Source organism: Vibrio echinoideorum, assembly GCF_024347455.1.
GTDB classification, from domain to species: domain Bacteria; phylum Pseudomonadota; class Gammaproteobacteria; order Enterobacterales; family Vibrionaceae; genus Vibrio; species Vibrio echinoideorum.
The window spans coordinates 1953679-1974795 of the sequence record NZ_AP025483.1; the positions used below are offsets into that span (position 1 = coordinate 1953679).

General features: G+C 43.2%; 17 protein-coding genes and 1 pseudogene. 10 read left to right on the top strand and 8 right to left on the bottom strand.

Annotated features, from left to right (window positions below; all coding sequences use genetic code 11):
- Positions 1-160: 160 nt before the first annotated feature.
- Positions 161-1534, top strand: coding sequence for an L-cystine transporter (locus OCV36_RS08830; RefSeq protein ID WP_017075100.1), 1374 nt, complete (start codon positions 161-163; stop codon positions 1532-1534).
- 155 nt (positions 1535-1689) lie between these two features.
- On the opposite strand, the gene OCV36_RS08835 is transcribed toward OCV36_RS08830, so the two are convergent.
- Positions 1690-2082 carry a GlcG/HbpS family heme-binding protein gene (locus OCV36_RS08835; protein WP_135454830.1) on the bottom strand — a complete coding sequence of 131 codons (393 nt, stop codon included), beginning with the start codon at positions 2080-2082 and terminating at the stop codon, positions 1690-1692.
- A 9-nt stretch (positions 2083-2091) separates the two neighbouring features.
- Positions 2092-3099, bottom strand: a complete 1008-nt coding sequence (locus OCV36_RS08840) for an aldo/keto reductase (protein ID WP_135454832.1) — start codon at positions 3097-3099, stop codon at positions 2092-2094.
- Positions 3100-3242: 143 nt separating this feature from the next.
- Here OCV36_RS08840 and OCV36_RS08845 point away from each other — a divergent pair, with 143 nt between their 5' ends.
- The 4 genes and pseudogenes from OCV36_RS08845 to OCV36_RS08860 all read left to right on the top strand — a co-directional run bounded on the left by OCV36_RS08845 (position 3243) and on the right by OCV36_RS08860 (position 7613).
- Positions 3243-4133, top strand: a complete 891-nt coding sequence (locus OCV36_RS08845) for a LysR family transcriptional regulator (RefSeq protein WP_135454834.1) — start codon at positions 3243-3245, stop codon at positions 4131-4133.
- 283 nt (positions 4134-4416) lie between these two features.
- Positions 4417-5178: a YdcF family protein gene (locus tag OCV36_RS08850; RefSeq protein WP_135454836.1), complete on the top strand. Its 762-nt coding sequence runs from the start codon at positions 4417-4419 to the stop codon at positions 5176-5178.
- Positions 5179-5699: 521 nt separating this feature from the next.
- Positions 5700-7171 (top strand): annotated as a pseudogene (locus OCV36_RS08855) (aerolysin family beta-barrel pore-forming toxin).
- A 220-nt stretch (positions 7172-7391) separates the two neighbouring features.
- A complete protein-coding gene (locus tag OCV36_RS08860) occupies positions 7392-7613 on the top strand; it encodes a hypothetical protein (RefSeq protein ID WP_135454838.1) in 222 nt (73 codons plus the stop codon).
- Between the two features lie 190 nt (positions 7614-7803).
- On the opposite strand, the gene OCV36_RS08865 is transcribed toward OCV36_RS08860, so the two are convergent.
- Complete coding sequence (locus OCV36_RS08865) at positions 7804-8325, bottom strand: DUF2058 domain-containing protein (RefSeq protein WP_017075107.1); 522 nt, start codon at positions 8323-8325, stop codon at positions 7804-7806.
- Positions 8326-8728: 403 nt separating this feature from the next.
- On the opposite strand from OCV36_RS08865, the gene OCV36_RS08870 reads away from it, so the two are divergent.
- Both OCV36_RS08870 and OCV36_RS08875 read left to right on the top strand, forming a co-directional pair.
- Positions 8729-10063: a sphingomyelin phosphodiesterase gene (locus OCV36_RS08870; protein ID WP_135454840.1), complete on the top strand. Its 1335-nt coding sequence runs from the start codon at positions 8729-8731 to the stop codon at positions 10061-10063.
- Between the two features lie 15 nt (positions 10064-10078).
- The gene (locus tag OCV36_RS08875) at positions 10079-11095 is read left to right on the top strand and encodes a chromosome partitioning protein ParA (protein WP_135454842.1); all 1017 of its coding nucleotides are present in this window, start codon (positions 10079-10081) and stop codon (positions 11093-11095) included.
- A 66-nt stretch (positions 11096-11161) separates the two neighbouring features.
- Here OCV36_RS08875 and OCV36_RS08880 read toward each other — a convergent pair whose 3' ends face one another.
- Positions 11162-12199, bottom strand: coding sequence for an AraC family transcriptional regulator (locus OCV36_RS08880; RefSeq protein WP_135455089.1), 1038 nt, complete (start codon positions 12197-12199; stop codon positions 11162-11164).
- Positions 12200-12359: 160 nt separating this feature from the next.
- Here OCV36_RS08880 and OCV36_RS08885 point away from each other — a divergent pair, with 160 nt between their 5' ends.
- Positions 12360-13373, top strand: a complete 1014-nt coding sequence (locus OCV36_RS08885; RefSeq protein WP_135454844.1) for a DUF2804 domain-containing protein — start codon at positions 12360-12362, stop codon at positions 13371-13373.
- A gap of 103 nt (positions 13374-13476) precedes the next feature.
- Positions 13477-14325 carry a sterol desaturase family protein gene (locus OCV36_RS08890; RefSeq protein WP_135454846.1) on the top strand — a complete coding sequence of 283 codons (849 nt, stop codon included), beginning with the start codon at positions 13477-13479 and terminating at the stop codon, positions 14323-14325.
- Positions 14326-14404: 79 nt separating this feature from the next.
- Here the strand turns inward: OCV36_RS08890 and OCV36_RS08895 are convergent, their stop codons facing one another.
- The 4 genes from OCV36_RS08895 to OCV36_RS08910 all read right to left on the bottom strand — a co-directional run bounded on the left by OCV36_RS08895 (position 14405) and on the right by OCV36_RS08910 (position 18622).
- Positions 14405-16861: a carboxypeptidase-like regulatory domain-containing protein gene (locus tag OCV36_RS08895; RefSeq protein ID WP_135454848.1), complete on the bottom strand. Its 2457-nt coding sequence runs from the start codon at positions 16859-16861 to the stop codon at positions 14405-14407.
- A gap of 128 nt (positions 16862-16989) precedes the next feature.
- Positions 16990-17700: a fimbrial biogenesis chaperone gene (locus OCV36_RS08900; RefSeq protein WP_135454849.1), complete on the bottom strand. Its 711-nt coding sequence runs from the start codon at positions 17698-17700 to the stop codon at positions 16990-16992.
- Positions 17697-18134 carry a DUF4402 domain-containing protein gene (locus OCV36_RS08905; protein WP_135454851.1) on the bottom strand — a complete coding sequence of 146 codons (438 nt, stop codon included), beginning with the start codon at positions 18132-18134 and terminating at the stop codon, positions 17697-17699. Before OCV36_RS08905 ends, OCV36_RS08900 begins: the two co-directional genes overlap by 4 nt.
- A gap of 53 nt (positions 18135-18187) precedes the next feature.
- Positions 18188-18622, bottom strand: coding sequence for a DUF4402 domain-containing protein (locus OCV36_RS08910; RefSeq protein ID WP_017075116.1), 435 nt, complete (start codon positions 18620-18622; stop codon positions 18188-18190).
- Positions 18623-19690: 1068 nt separating this feature from the next.
- Here OCV36_RS08910 and sbcB point away from each other — a divergent pair.
- Positions 19691-21115, top strand: a complete 1425-nt coding sequence (gene sbcB, locus OCV36_RS08915; RefSeq protein ID WP_135454853.1) for an exodeoxyribonuclease I — start codon at positions 19691-19693, stop codon at positions 21113-21115.
- Positions 21116-21117 lie beyond the last annotated feature (2 nt).

A 21117-nucleotide genomic window follows, 5' to 3' on the forward strand; every position in this document is an offset into this window, starting at 1 on the left:
TGAATATCCACCCATCCCATTGAGTGGATATTACTAATTGTTCTATTAAATTACTTTTCCTTATTTTACGTTTTGTTACAGGTCGCTACTGTAGCTAACAGTATCAGCGCCCATATATCTAAGCGCCCTATCGATTTAAAGAAATTCATAAGGAAAACAAATGTCATTTTCAGCTATCGCTGCCTTAGCGGTATTCACTGGTATCCTCTTCTTTCTCTACGGACAGCAGAAAAAAGAAAACACGCTTTCTCGCCTCGTTCTATTAGGTTTGGTTTTTGGTAGCGCTTTCGGATTAGGCTTACAGCTGCTACTGGGTGAAGGCAACCCAGCCGTCAAAGAAACTTTGGATTGGGTAAACGTTGTTGGCAGTGGTTATGTCGGCCTACTGAAAATGGTGATCATGCCATTAGTCTTAGTTTCAATGATCGCGGCAGTCGTGAAGCTTGAAAAAGGTGGCTCGCTGGGTAAGATTTCCGGCATTACGATTTCGGTATTGCTAGTAACAACAGCGATTTCTGCGATTGTGGGTATTGCCGTCGCTCAAGCATTCGGTCTTTCGGCAGAAGGCTTAACAGAAGGTGCTCGTGAAACAGCTCGTATCGCAACATTAGAAAGCCGCATGGGCAGCGTGTCTGACCTAACAATTCCACAAATGTTAGTTAGCTTCATTCCGACTAACCCGTTTGCAGACCTAACAGGCGCTCGTTCTACTTCAATCATTGCGGTGGTTATCTTTGGTGTGCTCACAGGTATCGCTGCACGCAAGGTAATGGCAGAAAAAGAAGAGCTAGAATCACCAATCCGCACTTTCGTTGAAGCCGCTCAATCTATCGTGATGCGCTTAGTTAAGATGATTATGGCACTGACGCCATACGGCATCGCTGCGTTAATGGCGAAAGTAGTTGCTACATCAAGTGCTTCAGACATCCTAAGCTTACTGGGTTTCATCGTTGCTTCTTACGTAGCAATCATCCTGATGTTCGTTGTCCACGGTGTGCTGGTCTCTTTTGTTGGTGTAAACCCGAAAGAGTACTTCCAAAAAATCTGGCCTGTACTGACATTTGCTTTCACCTCGCGCAGTTCTGCAGCCACGATTCCACTGAACGTTGAAGCTCAAATCACTAAGCTAAATGTGCCACCAGCGATTGCTAACCTGTCTGCAACTTTCGGAGCAACAATTGGTCAGAATGGTTGTGCGGGTATCTACCCTGCAATGCTAGCCGTCATGGTTGCGCCTACGGTTGGTATCGACCCAATGGACATCAACTTCATTCTGTCTCTAATTGCCATTATCACAGTGAGCTCTTTCGGTATCGCAGGTGTGGGTGGCGGTGCAACATTCGCTGCACTTATTGTACTACCCGCGATGGGCCTTCCAGTAACAATTGCAGCACTGCTTATCTCTATCGAACCTCTTATCGATATGGCACGTACAGCGCTTAACGTATCTGGTGCAATGACAGCCGGTACGATTACAAGCCGCCTAATGGGTAAGAAAGACAAGCAACAAGATTTAGAGCAAGCGAACGCTTAATTCTGAATCAAACAGCTCGACCATTAAAAACCGATGCCCATGCGTCGGTTTTTTATTATCTGTCGTTCCTGTCTTTAGTCACTTAGTCACTTAGTCACTTAGTCACTTAGTCACTTAGTCACTTAGTCACTTAGTCACTTAGTCAAAAATAGCGCTTACAGCACAAGTTGAATCACTTTCTCAGCCAGTGCTTCATCGTTATCTTCGCTCAATCCGCTGATACCAATTGCACCTATCACCTGCCCTTGATGTTGGATTGGAACACCACCTTTAAAACCGGTGATCTTTGGGTCAGTCCAATAACTCAGATCTTTTCCAGTTTCTCTCGCCCAAGCACCTAAATTACCACTCGGTTGTCTGTCCCTCGCAGATGTATAGGCTTTGTTTTGTGCTAGCAATCCCGCTTGTACACTCACATTATCCATTCGTAAAAAAGCCAACAACTCACCATGTGTATCGCACACACTGACTGCAATCGTTTGTTGGTTATTTTCTGCGGTCTCTAAAGCAACACTAATTAATTGCTGCGCGATTTTCTGATTCAACATGTCCAATCCTTAAGGCAATGCCTGACCACGTGAATACACGTATAACTTGTACCACTCTTCACGAGACAGATGTATCTGAGTCGCTACTGATGAAGCTTTGATTCGCTCTAGATTAGTCGTGCCAATAACGGGTTGAATGCTTGCCGGGTGACGAAGTAAAAACGCCAACACAATCGCTTCACTTTCAACGCCGTATTGATTCGCTAATTGAGCCACATAGTGCGCAGTCTTTTTCACATTTTCATGTTCTGAATACAAACCTTGCTCAGCAAATCGGCCTTGTGCCAAACAGCCCCAAGCTTGCAGTTGGATGTTATTCATTTGGCAATGTTCTAGTGTGCCTGCCGCAAAGTCAGATTGATGGTGGCCTTGCGAATTAATCATCACCCCATCATTCAACCAATCCAGTTTGGCTAAGCTCATCTCAACTTGATTCGCGACAATAGGCTGGCCTAACGCAGATTGTAGATACTGGATTTGGTGGCTGTTCATATTCGACACGCCAAAGAAGTCGACCTGGCCTTGTGCTTTCAGGTTCTCAAGTGTTCTTGCCAGTTCATCAAGTTCCATCAAGGGGTCAGGGCGATGTAGTAACAGCACATCGAGTTTTTCTGTATTCAAACGATTCAAGATGCCCTCTACCGATTGGCTAACCCAATCTGCCGAGAAATCATAGCGACCAACATTGCCCTCACCTTCAAAACGAATGCCGCACTTAGATTGAACGAACATCTGATCACGTAACTCTGGTGCTTGCTGCATTGCTTGGCCAAACGCTTGTTCGGCTTTAGTAAACGTATAAATATCAGCATGGTCGAACAGATTAATACCGGACTCTAGTGCCGTGTCTATAACGCTACGAGCTTGAGCTACATCTGTTGCGGAAACAGGATTATCATTCCAACCGCCTCCTAAGCCCATGCAGCCATAGGCAATTCGACCGACATTTGGGAGATGGATGGATAACGGAATCTTTTTGCCATCCGTTTTGTTCGTTGATTCAATACTGTTCGTCATATCAGTTCTCACTTAGAAGGTTTATTGCCAAGAAATATGTTCCTATCATATTGTTCTTTTGAAAAAACAGAATATGCTAGTTACGAAATGATTGTTCTGTATGGCGAACAATGGAATTGTAATGGCTTTGAAGGAATACGTGAATGAACGAGCACAAAAGAATAGAACGACTGATCCTATTTGTAGAACTTGCTCAGCAGCTCAACTTTACCAAAGCAGCAGAAAAGCTCGGCATATCAAAAAGCTACCTTTCAGAACAAATCAAGCGTTTAGAAAACGACTTACAGTGCCCTCTTTTAGTCAGAACCACACGCAGTGTGCGCTTAACCCAAGAAGGCGAACGCGCGTTGCAACAAGGCTTAACGATTCGTTCTCAAGTGTTGCAGCTCGAACGCAGTGTTTCTGAGCAACACGACATAGTAAAAGGCACGTTACGCTTAACGGCACCAAAGATGTTTTCAGAGGTATTCCTGTTCGATATCTGCCAACGTTTCAAGCAGCAATATCCAGAAATCCGTTTTGAAATAAACAGCAGTTACACCAACTATAACCTTAACCAAGACGATATCGACATCGCCTTTCGCGCGACTAATACACCACCTGAAAACATGGTGGCAAAACGCTTAATTGCTTATCAGCATGATTTAGTCGCAACGCCCGGCTATCTCGATCAGTTTGGTCGCCCAGCAAGTGCTCAAGACTTAAACGACCACCAATGTTTGGCGACATTGCATCAAACGCAGTGGCCTTTAAAATCGGCCAACCTTAATGTCTCAGGTTGGCTTTCTAGCAATGACAACCACTTACTCAAACAACAAGCAATGGCAGGAAACGGCATCATTCGTATCGCGAGCTATTACGTTGCGAAAGAGATCCAGCGTGGAGAATTAGAACAAGTACTACCCGATGAGTGCCTACAACAAGGCAACAGTATTTATTTGTTCTACCCTCAAGTGATTTATCCAGCCAAGAAACATCAAGTGTTCATTAAATTCGTTCAGCATTACTTTGATGGTTTGAGTTTAGCCAGTTGATAATTTGACGTGTAGGAAAATTGATGACTGGGAATTTAAATAGCATGACAAAAGGTTAGGCATAACCCTCACAGTTTATATGCATATATTTAAAAAGGAGTAATCGAACAATAATAAAGCGTTTTTGTTCGTACTTTTACCGACTTTAATATTTTATAGAAATAAATCGTGCATTTGTTCAATAATACAATGAGTTAGCTATTAACTATCAACATAAGTGATATATGATGCGACGCTTCAATATGCTACATCAGCTTGGCACCAGTTCGATAACAGGATCCTCATGAGCTTTATTATACTATTACTTATTCTGCTGTTCGTTGGCATCACACGCTTACTTCAATGGCGTAAGACCTCTTATTTTTTGTTCCTTGTTCTTATCTCGTCATTTGCGTTGATTGGTTCAGGTCTAATTCCTCGTTACTTATTAAACGACCTACAGGCCGATTATGAAGGTAAACCTGACATTCAATGGTCTTCAAATAACGCAATTGTTCTACTCGGTGCTGGCACTCAGTTAATCAAAAGTACTAGCGAATTCGAGCCGACCTTCTTCTCTTACGGAAGAATCAATGAAACCGCTAGCCAATATAAAGATTGTGCGAAAGCTCAAACCACATGCAAAGTGATCATTAGTGGTGGCGATGCTCAGAACAACGGCGTAACTGAAGCTGAAATCTATGAGCAACAACTGCTTAGGCTTGGCGTACCGATGGACGACCTTATCCAAGAGCCTAACAGCGTCAACACGTGGAAAAATGCTCAGCTGACTAGCGACCTAATGAAGCATCACAAATTCAACAACATTGTTCTTGTTTCATCGGGCCTACATATTCGCCGTAGCGAGCTCTACTTCAACCACTTCGGCTTAAATGTTATTCCAGTGAGAGCCGATTATATGGCGGCTCAGATTTCATGGCTGCCATTGTGGTATAACTTCGCGGTGACCGACTTTGCTTTACATGAGCAATTAGGCTTTGCTCGATACAACATCTACAACTTCATGGGTTGGAACAGTAAGCGAGAAAAGCCCGGTGATGCTTAATCGCTTTCTCCTAATTCATTAAGTCGTTGATTTTAGTTAAGTTAAAGTTTTACAAACTAAAAATGCAGCAACAATCGAAAGGTTGTTTGCTGCATTTTTGATCCTGCCTATCACTACAAACACGACCGCTACAAACACTCGTCATTGGTTCAAACTTCCTTCCGCTATTCTTTGTCACTTCACCAATCACATTACGAATAAAGATGACGAATAGACGTCGTTAATAAACTGACGAACCTCAGTCTGTATAACGTTAAATACTTGAAAATTAAACACTCACTATTCAAAGGACTGAAAGTACCCGAACACCTCAAGATAAACGGCTCTCAAATAACAAGTTCATTATTGTAGCTAACTGATATTTATAAGGATTTATTTTCAATTCATTTCAGTATTTTTGGCATTGTTTTATATGACAAGGTACACCCCGCTAGTCACCCTCGGCTTTTAAAAACACCTATAAGATCTAATAAATCGAATCCAATAAAAATAGCCAAATAATGGCACTTAGGAACTTATTTATGCTCAACGTCAGTAAAATCATTCTATTCACCACTGCCCTATCTTTAATATCTTTACCACTTATGCAAAGATATACTCAGACCAAATCGTCTTAGATAAGCTCGGCGAAGATACCTGCCGCTCCGCTTATCGCCCACTCACTAATACAGAAGCTCAAGAACATAAAACAGCCCTGATATCTCGTATGAGCGTGTGGGAAATTACAGGCCTTAAAGACGATTGGGTGATCATGGGGTCTGGTTATCACGGCCTAATAAAACAAGGGCAATCAAGCGACAACACTTGGTGCTATCCGGATACCCCAGATGCAGGTCTGCCTTATTACGAAGATCAGGCGATTCAAGAAGCTAACAACCTAGATGTTCAAAAAGCCTTAGTGAATGACCATGCAAGCTTCATTAGGCCACTGAGTTACTTGGCTCATAACCTGGGTTTCGCTTGGGTTGGCGGAGACAATGGGCGCTATGTTGGCCAAGACATGGCAATCAAACAGCTCAGCCACGGTTGGGAGATTAAAGGGAACAGTGATGGAACCTGCACAAGTGACCGTTGCGATCAAAAAACCGCAATCACGATCGATAACTTTTCCTACACCTTAGATGGCGCAGCATTTAGCCATGGTTTGGTCAACGAGCCCAACCAAGAACTCATCAAAACGGTATCAGCTTACGCGATCAACGAAAGTGATGAACCTAAACAGGTCGTCGTTAACCTTAGTTTCGAGCAATCCACACATTGGCGTAAAACCAACCGCTTTGAACTTTCAGGTTCAGTCGCCGTTACCGAGAACTTTAGTTGGCCACAAGTCGGTAAAACGGAGGTAACAGTGGTTCTAGAAAAAGGCCAACACTTCTCAAATACTAATAGTGGCTCTCGCTCTGAATCAACTGAACTGCAAGCCATCATCACCGTGCCTAGCAATTCAGTGTTGCCCTTTCAAGTCGAGCTTTTCCGCTCAAGCATTTCTTACCCGTACCGAATCAAAGCAAACATGAGTTACGACGTTAACTTCACGGGTTTCCTGAGATACAGCGGTAATGCACTGAGTTCTCACCCAACAAACCGACCTACGATCTCGCATACCTTCACCATGGGAACCAATAGCGAAGAACAAGCGAATATCCGTTACCAATGGGATCACCGCTATATTCCTGGAGAGATGAAATGGTGGGACTGGAGTTGGGCAATCAATGCCAATGGGCTGGGCAGCATGCAATATGCCGCCGGAGCAAGCGTACGTCCATTCTATTCTTACGTATCTGGTCAGTTTAATGCTGAATCTCTATATTCAGGCATGATCGATATTGGAGAGCAGCACTCTGTAGACTCATTCGATGTGATGACAACATTAAACAACCACAACACCTATCATGCTGGCGACATTCGAATTGTCACTGACTTTGATGCTGAAGCCCTAGCCCAATTGGGATACCAAGGTGCTCAACTTATGATTAATTCAACTCAACAGTAAGTTATATAAACAAAAACTGAAACTTTTCCAAGCCCATTGCCCTCTCTCTGGGCTTTATTCATCGCATACTTTCTTGGTAATGGATCGACAATCGCACCCAAAACATTCACTCTCTGAATCGTTTTTCATTGACTTAAAAATGAAATCATAACGACACATTAATTTGCGTAACTTAGGGGGCAAATAGGCAACTAACTTACAGTGCCTATCAGGAGGATGTATGAAACCAAATAGATCTATTGGATTAAGTGGACATATCAAACATTGCCCATGTTGTTCTACCGAATTGGTCATCAAAGACCACATTCACGTTTGCCCTCGTAATGAAATTGGCGACTGTTACTTCGATGGTTATGACCAACACGAGCAAAGCACTAATTTTGGTATTGCTGAGCATTCACGCGTAGGTGATAACCTTGTTTACGAAATCTCCGAACGCTAGGCGTTCTTGGATAACTGTTGAAGTAGTTGACGTGCTTGAAGTAATTGAAGAATTATTGAAGTCACTTCGCACCAAAAAAAATGCAGCGACAATCGAGTGATTGTTCGCTGCATTCTTAGATCCTGTAGATAAAACTGTGAATCTCGACGTTACGCTAGCTCGCCAATGGGCTGTAGCTAAGTAAAGCGAATTACCACATTAGATCATCTGGGATCACGAAGTCTTTGTACGGGTCATCTTCGTCTACTTCATCAGAGCTTGAAGCTTGAGTATCAACGATAGATTCTTCGTCACGCATTGCTATCTTGTTCGCTACCGCAGTAGGAATAACAACATAGCTTTCGCCTTGGCGAGCAATACTCAGAATACCTTTACTTAGTTGCTTTTGAGTCAGATCTTCTACGTAAAGGTATTTAACCACAGTACCATCGGTGAAGTTGTATTTGATCTCACCATTTTTCTGTTCGATCTTGTTCATCTCAATCAGTTGCTTCACTTGAGCTTTAATTTCTTTGCTCAACTGCTGTTCTTTCAACTGTTGGTTTAGCTCTTTGTCTTTCGCTTGCTGCGCCAGTTTTGTTTCTTCTGCTGCCGCTTTTGCTTCACGAGACTGAACGCGAGACTTTTTAGAGCCCTTCTTCGCCTTCTTTAATTTTTTCTCATTTACCAAGCCAGCTTTAAGCATTTGCTCTTGGAGTGTTAACTTTGCCATGACTTTCCCAGTTCAGGATTAAAAACGACACTATCATACCTGTTTTTGAGGAATCTGTTTACTGAACAATGGCAAAATTTATGCTGATAGAGCAAGGCTGTTAGCGTTATCCCTTACCGTGATTCACAGCATCCACTTTTGGTTATTTTCCGACCTGTGATTTCCAAGAAAACACACCAACAATGACTTACCCGCAGATACAAATCATTCCTCTGTTTGTTAGCGTACGCGCGTATCACTTATCATTCCAACAAAGCAATATGTTCATTTTCAATGAGTAAGCAATTTTATAAAAGCATGGCATATATCTCATATCTGGATAATTACCATAGAGTTATAACTCCAATGTCATAACTCTTGACTACGTTATCCTAGACATCAATCAATAAGGATAATGTAAAATATGAAAACTCAATGGACTTGGTTAGCTGCAATTGTGGCATCAACATCAATAGCCTCTACCTCTGCGATCGCAGACACGGACGTATATCTCACCAACAACACCAATCAAGAGATGACCATTCAAACCCATCACACTGGTACAGACTTACTAGAGCTTGGCAACGAATGGCAACAACATGCGGAAAAGATTGGACCTTGGGAGACCAAAAAGCTAATCAGCTTCAATCGTTGGACGGGTGTAAAATCTGGAAAAACATATGAGTTCGACACTGTGATTTCTAACACCGTTGGAGAAAATGTTACGCTAAACCAAACCATGAAAGGACATTGGTATAACTCGTCACTACAACATGGTTTAAGTGCATCCGATGTTGATTTAACACTGTACGATGACCGTAACATTCACCGCAGCTCAACCGATGCTTTCGATATCAATACCGAACTGGCACTGAAAGCTGACAACACCGCACGCTACGATGATATTTACTACACCATCACCCCACAGAAAGTGGATGAACAGCCAGAGCCTGACGCCAACACTTTGAAAGTGATGACTTACAACATCTGGGCGTTACCGGTTATCGCTTCACATATTGGTGACCGTTACGACCTGATCCCAGAGTATGTAAAAGGCTACGACGTCTTGGCACTTCAAGAAGTCTTCGCCAATGGACGAGATGAGTTTTTGCGAGAGCTTGCCAAAGAATACCCTTATCAAACCAAAATGCTGAATAAAGATGGCGTCAACATTTACGACGGTGGCGTGATCATCGTCAGCCGTTATCCCATCGTTAATGAAGCTCAGTACGTTTTCCCTGATTGCACGGGCACCGATTGTTTCGCTGACAAAGGGGTTAACTACGCTGAGGTCATCAAAAATGGTCAGGCGTACCACGTGTTTGGTACTCACACCGCATCATTTGACACCGATACCGCGCGTGACTATCGACAACGTCAGTTCAAACAGATGCGAAAACTGGCTCAATCTTTGAATATCCCAACGTCTGAAACTGTGGTCTACAGTGGTGACTTCAACGTTAACAAGATCAAATTTCCAGATGACTATCAACAGATGTTAGCCAACCTCCAAGCAAGCGAACCTCAGTATTCTGGTTATACCGCTTCGACTTTCGATCCTCGTATCAATAACTTTGCGGGCGAACCTATGTCGGGTGGCGAAAACGTCGAATACCTTGATTACGTGGTCGTAAGTTCGGAATACACAGTTAAAACGCATAACGACAACCGTGTGGACGTACCGCGTTCAACCAGCAGTGAGCTGTGGAAGCACTACAACCTATCTGACCACTTTCCTGTCAGCGCTGTTATCAAGTAATCCGGTGAATCAATAATGCATCGAGTTATCTTAATCATCATGCTCGTCCTAGTGACGAGCATGATTGGCTACACATGGTCGTCTAAATTAACGAACACGCCAGCGACCGAATTCACCCAAACGGAGAGCGCCAATGACCGTGCCTTGGCTACCCCGATGAGTTCCGATAATACAGGGGTTGGAAATACAGAGCCTGGCAATGCCAAACCTACCGAAGTTAGCGCGAATAACAAACAGAAACACAAAGGCGAACGAGAAAAAGATACTGGCATTGCCGAGACTCTGGTTTCACTAGAAGACTTCGTTTCATTGCAAGGCCAAGCATTGATGAACGAGCTCGATAGTTTTTGGATTCAGTGCACACGAGATAACAACTGCAAACAACAACTGGCGCAGCTTAAAGAACAAGTTCCCGCGGAATGGTTTCAATTGTTGAGCCACTACCCACAAACTTCTCAAGAGTGGCAAGTGATGGAGAGTTCGATAGCCTTGGAGTCATTAGATTCACTTGAACAGCGTGTCGGCCTGTTCAAACAAGCGGCCGAACAAGTGTGGGGAGAACTCGCCCACCAGCTTTTTTCTGATCAGTTTACGCATTTAGATTTCACCTTGAGCACAAATCAGTTCACAGAAGTGGATGCTGATGACTTTGTCGAACATTACCAAAGCTTAATCAGCAACTGGCAAAGTGACACCACAACCTTAAACACCGAAACACCCGCTCAGCAATACGAGCTCGCGGTATCACTGATTCCCGATAGCTATACGCCATCTCAAATGAACACCATCAAAACAGAGCTCCAACACACCTACTTGGACGATGAGCAAACATCAAGTATCCAAGCCAGAGAGCAGCAAGTCGAACAACAAACACAAACGGTTCTTGATTATCATCAAGAGTTCGATGCGTTCAAGGCAACGTTAGATTCGCAACGCTCAGGAAGCCATTCAAACTGGGATAGCCAAGCGTGGGGTGATTACTATCAAAAAGAAGTCTCTGAATTTCGTGAGTCGTTCTTCTCTGGTCAATAGGGAGCAATAAAGGGGGGTCACTAGAGAGCTCAATCCTGAGTCCCTATTTATTCTTTGTTCGCCAAGTTAATTCTTAGTCGCTGAACGAAACTGAGCCGGTGTTTTGTTCAGCCAACGTTTGAATGCCCGTCTAAAATTTGCGGGGTCGCTGTAACCTAACCTATCCCCTATATCATCAATGCTCATGGTAGTGCCGAGCAGCAGTTCTTTGGCTAACTCCACTCGAACTTCGGTAAGCAATACTTGATAACTTGAACCATAGTTGGTCAATTCACGCCTGAGTGTGCGAGAACTACAGCCAAACTCGTCAGCCAGTTGCTCAATAGTCGGAAAGCTACCGGCGGTCTGATAGAAGATCGTTTTGATCTGATTAGTGAGTAAATGTTTTGAATCGAGCGTCTCCACTATGGACTGGCAAGACACCAGATAACGCTTGAGTGTCGCGGCATCGTGAGTAAGCAACGTTTGAGACAATACCGACGCATCAAAACGCAGTTCACAATGGTTTTGTTCAAAAATCACCGGGCACAGGAAACGCTCGTCATAGAGCTTGGCGTAATTAGGGCGAACATAAGGCAAAGCCAAAGTTTGAATATCCAACTCATGACCAGTCAGTTCTTTGAACAAAGAGACGATTGAACTTAAGAAGTACTCACTGCAGAAAGGAAGGAGATCGCCCACTTCCAATGTGTTCTCAATCTGAATCACCGCTTGCTCGGAATCTAGAAACAATTTCACTGAGAATATAGGGCCATTCAGGCGCAAATACTTAAAGCCCGACTTGATTGCCTCCCCGACATTTTGACTAGTTGATAGCGCATAACCCAACACACCAAAGTGGCTCAAGCTGGCATGTTCTCCCAACCAAAGCCCTAAACCATCGTGCGGAAAACTCTGATTAGCCGCGCTAAACAACGAAAGCTTATCAGCGTAAGTCAGTTTTCCATTCGGGTCTCGCCAATCCATGGTTTCTAAACCCACATCCATGAGTAGCCTTTCAATATCGATACCTCGTTGCTCTAAGGTATTCAACAGCAGCGCTATATCTAATGTTCCCAACTGATGTCGATGTTCTGTTGGCATGTATTCAGCAATAATTTCCAATTTACTTTCCATATAAGCACTCAAGCTTCGCCGATCATAACAACGATGTCATAGCAAAGACGTGATTCATCGCTAACTCTTGTCCGAACATGACCTCCCAATTCAACCCTTGAGGCATCACAATACCACTGGTTGTTAATTTTATGTGAACAAACGAGCGATGATAAAAACCAAATCAGCACCACTTAGCCTCATTGACTCAAATGGTCAGGCCGTTATTGGGCACTTCGATGGCATGCCTAAAGCGCTAAACAGTGAACAGTTCGACTATCGAAATACAATGGACAAAAAAGCCAACGCTTGGCAAAAACACTTCCACTACAAACAATTTCAGTTTGTCAGCATTGTCACGCCCACTCACGTTATCGGGGTCGCGATTGCTGATATTCGTTATCTGAGTTCCGCCTTTGTTTACCTATACGATATTGAAAGTAATCAACTCGACGAGTGCTCTTGGTTAAGGCCGTTAGAGTTTGATAAGCAAGTGACTCAATCTCCTTTTCAGGGAACCACCAGCATCGCTAACCAAAGCATCGTCTTCGACATTAACAACGGTGAATGGCGAGTTCGTCTCAATACCAAACTACTCAAGGCCGACATTACTCTAGTCTCAAATGAAACCGGTCTTCCGATGGCAATGTGCAGCCCTACGGGGTATTCAGGTTGGACTTACACCCAAAAACACAATGCTTTGACTGTAACGGGTCAGATCAAAATTAAAAGCAAGTCCATCAACCTAGAACAAGCGCTTGCGGGGTATGACTTTTCTGCGGGATACATGAGGCGCGAAACCTGTTGGCGCTGGACGAGCATCAACACGCTTATCAACGGAAAAAGTATTGGCTTGAACCTAGCGGCGGGCGTGAATGAAACGGGAAGTTGCGAGAATGTATTATGGGTGAATGGTGTAAGGCACCTACTTAACCCAGCGAACTTTACATTCAATCGAGATGACATCGACTTACCGTGGCAGATCACATCGCAAGATGGACGTATTAACCTGACCTTTACGCCTCTGAATAACCGCAGCGAAAAGCTCAACTTATGGCTGCTAAAGAGTAACTTTCGCCAGTTCATTGGTCACTTTTCTGGTTCGATTGAAGACAACGATGGGAGCGTCCATCACATCGACAATGTGCTTGGCCTGACCGAAGATCATTTTGCTCGTTGGTAACTCGTTGGTAAGTCTCTACCAAAAAAGGAACACGGTAAACCAATTCAACAACTCATCAACTCAGTCAGACATTACACAACTATCGCGACACAAGGATTAGCGAATGGACATCGACTCATTGATCAATCACCCAGAATGGCTGCTGTTAGTCTTAGCGCCTTTGTTCGTAATCTGTATGTTGGCCGAATATTTCATTGGCCAAAAACAAGGCCGATTGCCGGATAATTCTCAATACAAACTGCCAGAAGTGATGTGTAACTTCGTGTTAGCAGGCATGCATCAACTCTCGGACTTATTAACTGGTTTGTTAGTGGTTCAGTTGTATCTATGGCTATTTGGTTGGCACTTAATGGACATCGAAATGGGTGTGCTAAGTTTTATTGTGTTGGTGGTTCTACAAGACTTTTTCTATTACTGGTTCCATCGAGCAAGCCATCGAGTTCGCTGGATGTGGGCAGCCCATGTGGCGCATCACAGTTCTGAACACATGAACTTCAGTACCGCATTTCGCCAGAGCTTGATGTACCCAATCGCGGGGATGTGGCTGTTCTGGTTGCCGTTAGTAATCATCGGATTCGAACCAAAATGGGTAATCTTCGTTGTGCTCCTCAACCTAGGTTTGCAGTTCTTTGTTCATACACAGTGGATAAAACGGTTGGGCCCGTTGGAGTATATTTTTAACACTCCTTCTCACCATCGTGTGCATCACGGAAGAAATCCGCAATACATCGACAAAAACTATGCGGGCGTACTGATCATTTGGGACAAGCTGTTCGGCACGTTTGAGCCTGAAGTCGAAACGGTTCGTTACGGCGTCACTAAACCCGTAAACAGTTTTAACCCGATCACGGTGACCTTTCAGGAATGGAAGGCGATATTAAAAGATCTGAAAAACCAAAAGTTAACCATGAGGCAAAAAATGAAGCTGATATTGTCGCCTCCATCAGACTAAGTAAGCTAAAAGCTAAGTAAAATAAGCAGCCCAAATAGATGATTAAGCAAGGTATGTAAATTAAACAGACTAAGCAGGCCTAATACACTTTATGAAAATCGATAAGGTTAAAGGTTAGGTCGCTTACCCAAAAATCCCCGTCCAAATCGGCACCTTGTACGTATCGTTTATCCCCCATTTCTAAGGTGATAATGTATTTCCCGGCGATGAGCCCTTCAACCATATAGAAACCATCGCTTTCGATCTCACTCGAATACTCGGTGCCTTTTTGTATGTGCTTAAAGTGCAAATAGGCATTGTCTTCTAATGTACCTTCAAGCGTACCATCGACACCAAAAGAGACCACCATTTCAATATGAGCATGAGTCAGGCCTACTTGCTTGGTATTCACAAACACAGGGTTTTGAATTGGCGTCAGGTTTAAGTCGAGCGCGCCTTCATCTATATAAATAGGTAGATTATCTCTGGCAGGAACACTGGTGAATTCAAATCGACCTTTCGAGTCACTGACAGCTCGCTGATCGAGTATTTGTAGGCTAACACCGGCTATAGGCTGTTTATGGTGATCGTAAACAAGCCCAGTTAGCTTTGAATGATTGTACTTATTCCACTCAACAAACTCTCCGATGTTCTCATCAAAATAGGTTTTCGCGCCAAATTCAGTGGTCATTTCTACGCCGTATCTGTCTTCATTTCCTTCTAACTTGAACACGAAATAAGGATTCACACGTGCTTCTACCGAAGCAGTAAACGAGATATCCTGCTTTTGATATCGGGCTGATACGTTAGTGGTGAGTTCTTGGAAAACATTAAGCGGATCCAATACACATTCTTTGCAGGCATTCCTTAGAGAGAGTTCTGTGCGTTCATGGTGACCAGAGCCATTGACCGTTCCTGACACATTCCACGACGTGTCTGAAAAACCACTTTTGGCTAAACCAATGGTGTGTAAATAGTCATCTTGATGAGAAGTCTTGGTGTAGCGATAATCACCTGAATATGAGAGAAACAGATTGCGCGAGACCTTGGAATTCAGTTTCGGCTCAACACTCAATTCATCTTCGTCGTTTCTCACGGTTAGAAATGCCGTAATGTTGGCAAGAGACAGATTATATTTGAACACATCGTATTCCATCGACTCCAAATCCAACTCGTCAGTTTTATTGAGTTCAATAGAGGCAGACTGGTCGCTGCCCAGCAAAACATCAAACTCCATTGGAAAACGATTAAAGTCCGGGAGCCAACCAATATGGCCAGCAAACCAATGCGCTGGTAAGTATCGTCCCTGCAAGCCGATAAGATCTTTTCCATCTTGCCTAATAAAAGCACTGCCCACCGTGAAGTAATCAGCCAAACCATATTCCAGTGACACTGCACCCGCTCGGTCGGCTCCTTCGTTACCAACCACTTCAACGCCCCACTCATTACTAGGCAAGAATGCATCTTCTAAACCCGCGACCGTAATCTCTTCTTCTCTCCACACACCTTTGGACAAGTAATAGCGGAACTTAATGGTGTCGCCAGGGGAAATATTGTCTTCTTCGACAACAAAACGTCCAAATTCATCGGAGCGATAGGTGTTTTGATATATACCATTTACCAGTACATCGACACTGATATTAGGTTGCGTTGTGCGCTCCAGTTGCAGATTACCAAACTCCAACTGACGCTTTCGGTTAGTGTAGTAAAGGCCATCTTCTAAGGTTTGATTGACGGTAAAAACACTGCCATCCAACAACACATGCCCTACTTCTAATGAGCCTTCGCCGTCATGCGCTTCTACCGCGATGTTGTAATAAACGATGGGGTTTTGTTCGCGAGTATCGATGGATAACCGAGACAGGGAATTTTCGGTCGTTAGTATGGTGTCAGAGATAGCGTAAATGTCGGCGCCCGTCTCACTGTCTTGATAAACAGAGGTTGCCAATCGAGTCGCTAACCCCACGCTAGCCAGTGGCTCAATCGCAGAGGTATTGCCAGCCTGTTTTAAGTCTTCTGCTTTTTGTCGAGATTCACTCTTTATCTTAGAGATAACCGCTTCGAGTTCAGTCAAGGAACTGAATTCAGGCGTGACCGTGAGCCGATAATCATCGATATCCCAACGGACTTTGGCCGGAATACAGGCTTGCAAGCTATACCAATGAATATAGGTTTCCGAGTCAATCACTTCATATTTGATTGTCTGGATATTGTTGTCATCGCGATAACAAATGGCTTGCTGAGTGTCCACGATATACGGCGGCGATTCTCTCCCTACATCTTGTGGCAAGTAGATTTCACAGTATCCGCTTTCATCACACTGGCCATTCATTTCTAACAAATAAAAAGCCGCATTGGAGATCGAGATAAACGGCTCTTCGTAGTCATCCATCATAACGCGATAAAAACTGTCACCCACTCTCCCCACTCGAACCTCAATGTGCGCTGGATAAAGTTCGCTTGCCTCATCAATGGATTCTGAATGTACCCCAAAAGACAACAAAGACAGAGATATAGGGAGCGACAAGAGAGCTTGCCAAACCGAGCGTTTGAACATTCTGTTTTACACAGTTCGCTATTGCGACGCGGCAGTTGCTTGTACTGGTATTAACCGTACAAATGTCAAAAGCGCAGATGTAAACAGCACAAACGTTAACAGCATATGCGGTGACAAGAGTGCAGGCATTACAAAATGCATTCGTGCAGTGGTTGATCGTTTTGAAGTAAAGACACCTTAGACCCTCTAGGGAACTGCTTCGTTAGTTCAGCATTACGCAGCAACACCACTTTTTCGCTGTGATCATCAACATTCAACTTGGCATTGAACTGAAAGTTACCATCATTGCGAATGGTAAGACTCTGGTTGTCGCAGGCAAACTTCACATCTTGTATCTGCTTACCTTTCTGAACATAAACAGGCACGTAGCTGTTTATATGAAAATTAAGTTGGAATGCTGACCCATTATTAGATTGATCCTTAGCCGACAAATTCACTTCTGATAACTCTCTCGCCTTTGCGATAGGAGAAAACCACAAGTAAGCACGGTATTCGCCGTCTGGCATGTCATCGGGTAGCGCATTCATACGTAAACGAACCGTACGTCTTTGATTAGGTTTTAGTTCTCGAATGATGGGTGGTGACACCTTGATCCAATTGGCGATATTTTCAGATTCCGCCACATTCGAATCGGTTCGTACCAATCCAGTTGCTTTGATTGGACGATAGATCGGTTTAATCTCAAGACGAATGGGTTGATCAGAATTGTTTTCAACCACGATTTTTTCCGTCACAGACGTGTCAGCGTCTAAAACAAAACGAGTTGGCGCGATAAGGAGTTGGGCATGGGCTTGAACGGTGAAAAGTAAGCCGAGAACACATGAGATAAACAACTTCATTTATAATTAACCTCAAAAGGGATAGTACTGGTGTAAGTGCCAGCAGGATGATTAGCGCCAATTTTCACTTTTGCACCAATACACAGTAATTTGCTTCTTCCGTTACTTTGGATTTTTGCTCTACCTCGTTTTGATAAGCCACAACCAAAATAAAACTTTCTAATACGGAGACGTTTGGATTTACGAGAATGGTTGAGATATTGCTTAGACGGAAGAGAGACCACAATTTTTTTGCCTGGTTCTCCTTCAGCGTAAAAACGCACCACATGAATCTGACTATTGGCCGGATTAGCATCTGCATTTTGTCCCGATCCAGAGATATACATACCCGGAAATTTCACTTCCATATTTTCAGGAACAATTTCTAGAGCATGAAATGGGCTTGAATAAATAATTAAACCGATATAGGCAGCGTATTTTAAAAAAACGTTCATAGTAATAACGGCTGCTAAATAACAGCCGTAGATATTAGACTTGTTTTATATAATTACTGGTAAGTGACATCAACTGCAACGTTTGCAGTATATGTACCAGCAACTAATGTCGCACTTGAAGTACGAGCAGTACCGCCAATTTTAAGATCCGCAGAACCACCTGTTAGAGTGATCGCGTTATTAAAGTCAAATTCAGCTGCAATTGTATTTGCGCCGTTAGCCAAGTTTGTATCAGAAATACTAACGGTTACTGCATCACCAGACTCTCCAGAAAGAGTAAACGCCGCAGCTCCTGCATCAGCTTGAGCGATAACAACATCCGTTGTGTTGTCTGAAGTGATGATACCAAAATCAAGATCACTTGTTTTTGTCATCGTAATTGCTTGTTTTACTTCTAGTGTTGCATCAAAAGTGTCACTTACAGCGAAAGCGCTCGCAGAAGAGATAGAAAGTGCAGATACAGCAACAACCTTAAAGACTTTGTTCATTTCTTTAATCCTTTATATAAAATTGGCTTTATTATTAGAGTCACTTAATCGTCAATCAGAGTTAACAATTAAGTAACAACAATCCTATTTAGAAAATATATATATTGACACTTATTTATAAACAAATGAGGCGCAGTGAGAATAAGATCACTAAAATTGATACAAATAACATTAGTGAAATTAGTGTTATTCAATCATCTGTATTAATTATATATAAAACTCGTTTTACATATAATTCCCTGCTTTTTATAAGTTAATATTCTTATAGAAATAAAGCGATTTACCTTATAAAAGACTAATAAAACTTAAATAACCATGAATTAGTTAGGACTAATAAATCAAGAATCGGTATTTACATATTATTATATAGATCATCATGCTGCAATAAAGTCTCAATAATGAAACACGCAATCACTAATTCTATTTTGTAATAAAAATGAAATATATACCCTTTTAAAAATCACTAAAACACTGAAGAAAAAATTAAATATTAGCGGTGTAATCATTCAATTAATGACAAATAAATGGACGTAAAACCTCACATTCTAATTAAACTAAGGTGATTATTTGGTATCTACACTCAATACCAATACCTAATGTCACAACACTTAGCTTGAGCCGGGGTCAAACGCTAAAGCAATAGCGGTATCATTTGTGGGCAATGCCCTTTGTAAAGCAAGGTTCAAACCAAATCAGATTAGTATCTCTCCCCCACCCCTTCTCTCTGCCTTCCTTCGAACTTCAGCACGCAAGTTCAGGTTATGCCTTGATACTTCGCGATTAATAACTCGCCGAATTGCAGTCGACAACTTGATGTACCGTTATCGTCAAGCTGTTATCGCTATGCCGACAGTTAACGCCAAGTAAGCAATTGATGGGTTCACGTGTTAATAAATGACCAAAATTGCACTCAAAACTCAGTGCAGCGACGTGATCGAATAGGAATGCACCGTTTTACTGTAATTTATTTGTGATCTGGGTTGCACGCGTACCGCATCCTATCAGATACTGAACAAAACTAACCTTCAGCCACAGTAGACGGTCTTCGCTTACTGTTCAGGAAATTCAATGAGTTCAGATAATCAGCCAACCTATTTCTTTTTCGATTACGAAACATGGGGCGTCAGCCCAGCGAAAGATCGCCCGAGTCAGTTCGCCGGTGTTCGTACCGACCAAGATTTCAACGTTATCGGAGAGCCATTGGTTATCTATTGCCAACCTCCTGCTGATTACTTACCTGCACCTGAAGCTGCACTAATTACTCGCATCACACCTCAAAAAGCAATGTCTCAAGGCTTACCTGAACCTGAATTTATCGCGAAGATCCACGCAGAGCTTGCTAAACCGAACACGACTAGCCTTGGCTACAACAGCATTCGATTCGATGACGAAGTAACACGCTACACCTGTTACCGTAACTTCATCGATCCATATGCATGGAGCTGGCAAAACGGCAACTCTCGTTGGGATTTACTCGACGTAATGCGCGCGGTACATGCACTTCGCCCTGAAGGCATTGCTTGGCCTGAAAATGAAGAAGGTTACCCAAGTTTTAAACTGGAACACCTATCAGTGGCAAATGGCATTGAACACGAAAACGCGCACGATGCGATGGCCGATGTTATTGCTACCATTGAATTAGCGAAGAAGTTGAAAGCTGCACAGCCTAAAATGTTTGACTACCTTTACAGCATGCGTCACAAACGTAAATTGAATGAGTTAGTCGACATCGTAAACATGACGCCTTTAATGCATGTTTCGGGTATGTTTGGTCGCGATTGTAATTACACGAGCTGGATTGTGCCTATGGCTTGGCACCCTACCAACCAAAATGCGGTTATCGTTATCGACTTAGCCAAAGACCCTAGCCCATTGCTAGAGCTTGATGCAGATGCCCTTCGTGAAAGGCTCTACACTAAGCGCAGTGAGCTGGGCGAAGATGAGCTTCCCGTACCCATCAAACTCGTCCAATTGAACAAGTGCCCTATTCTTGCGCCAGCGAAAACCCTAACGGCTGAAAATGCGGAAACTATTGGTATCGATCGTCAACAGTGCTTAAAGAACTTAGCGCTATTACGTGAACATCCAGAGATCCGCGAAAAACTGATCGGTTTGTATTCACAAGAACGCAAGTACGAGAAAAGCGACGACGTAGACACTCACCTTTACGACGGCTTCTTCTCACCAGGCGACAAAACCGCAATGGACATCATTCGTGAAACTGACCCAAATAACTTAGCAGCGTTAGACATCACTTTTGGCGACGAACGTATTAAACCTTTGTTGTTCCGTTACCGCGCTCGACATTTCCCGTGGACGTTAGACGAAGCTGAACAACTGAAATGGGCTAACCACTGTCGTGAGTTTTACGAAAGCCGTCTGGAAGAGTACATGCTGAATCTAGAGAACCTCGCACACGAACATGAAAGTGACGAGAAGAAAATGGCTATCTTAAAAGCGGTTTATCAATACGTAGAAAAGCTAGCGAGCTAAAT

Excerpts from the sequence above, each read along its gene's own strand:
- OCV36_RS08830 (WP_017075100.1), top strand. The coding sequence starts at position 161 with ATGTCATTTTCAGCTATCGCTGCCTTAGCGGTATTCACTGGTATCCTC.
- OCV36_RS08835 (WP_135454830.1), bottom strand. The coding sequence starts at position 2,082 with ATGTTGAATCAGAAAATCGCGCAGCAATTAATTAGTGTTGCTTTAGAG.
- OCV36_RS08840 (WP_135454832.1), bottom strand. The coding sequence starts at position 3,099 with ATGACGAACAGTATTGAATCAACGAACAAAACGGATGGCAAAAAGATT.
- OCV36_RS08845 (WP_135454834.1), top strand. The coding sequence starts at position 3,243 with ATGAACGAGCACAAAAGAATAGAACGACTGATCCTATTTGTAGAACTT.
- OCV36_RS08850 (WP_135454836.1), top strand. The coding sequence starts at position 4,417 with ATGAGCTTTATTATACTATTACTTATTCTGCTGTTCGTTGGCATCACA.
- OCV36_RS08860 (WP_135454838.1), top strand. The coding sequence starts at position 7,392 with ATGAAACCAAATAGATCTATTGGATTAAGTGGACATATCAAACATTGC.
- OCV36_RS08865 (WP_017075107.1), bottom strand. The coding sequence starts at position 8,325 with ATGGCAAAGTTAACACTCCAAGAGCAAATGCTTAAAGCTGGCTTGGTA.
- OCV36_RS08870 (WP_135454840.1), top strand. The coding sequence starts at position 8,729 with ATGAAAACTCAATGGACTTGGTTAGCTGCAATTGTGGCATCAACATCA.
- OCV36_RS08875 (WP_135454842.1), top strand. The coding sequence starts at position 10,079 with ATGCATCGAGTTATCTTAATCATCATGCTCGTCCTAGTGACGAGCATG.
- OCV36_RS08885 (WP_135454844.1), top strand. The coding sequence starts at position 12,360 with ATGATAAAAACCAAATCAGCACCACTTAGCCTCATTGACTCAAATGGT.
- OCV36_RS08890 (WP_135454846.1), top strand. The coding sequence starts at position 13,477 with ATGGACATCGACTCATTGATCAATCACCCAGAATGGCTGCTGTTAGTC.
- OCV36_RS08895 (WP_135454848.1), bottom strand. The coding sequence starts at position 16,861 with ATGTTCAAACGCTCGGTTTGGCAAGCTCTCTTGTCGCTCCCTATATCT.
- OCV36_RS08900 (WP_135454849.1), bottom strand. The coding sequence starts at position 17,700 with ATGAAGTTGTTTATCTCATGTGTTCTCGGCTTACTTTTCACCGTTCAA.
- OCV36_RS08905 (WP_135454851.1), bottom strand. The coding sequence starts at position 18,134 with ATGAACGTTTTTTTAAAATACGCTGCCTATATCGGTTTAATTATTTAT.
- OCV36_RS08910 (WP_017075116.1), bottom strand. The coding sequence starts at position 18,622 with ATGAACAAAGTCTTTAAGGTTGTTGCTGTATCTGCACTTTCTATCTCT.
- sbcB (WP_135454853.1), top strand. The coding sequence starts at position 19,691 with ATGAGTTCAGATAATCAGCCAACCTATTTCTTTTTCGATTACGAAACA.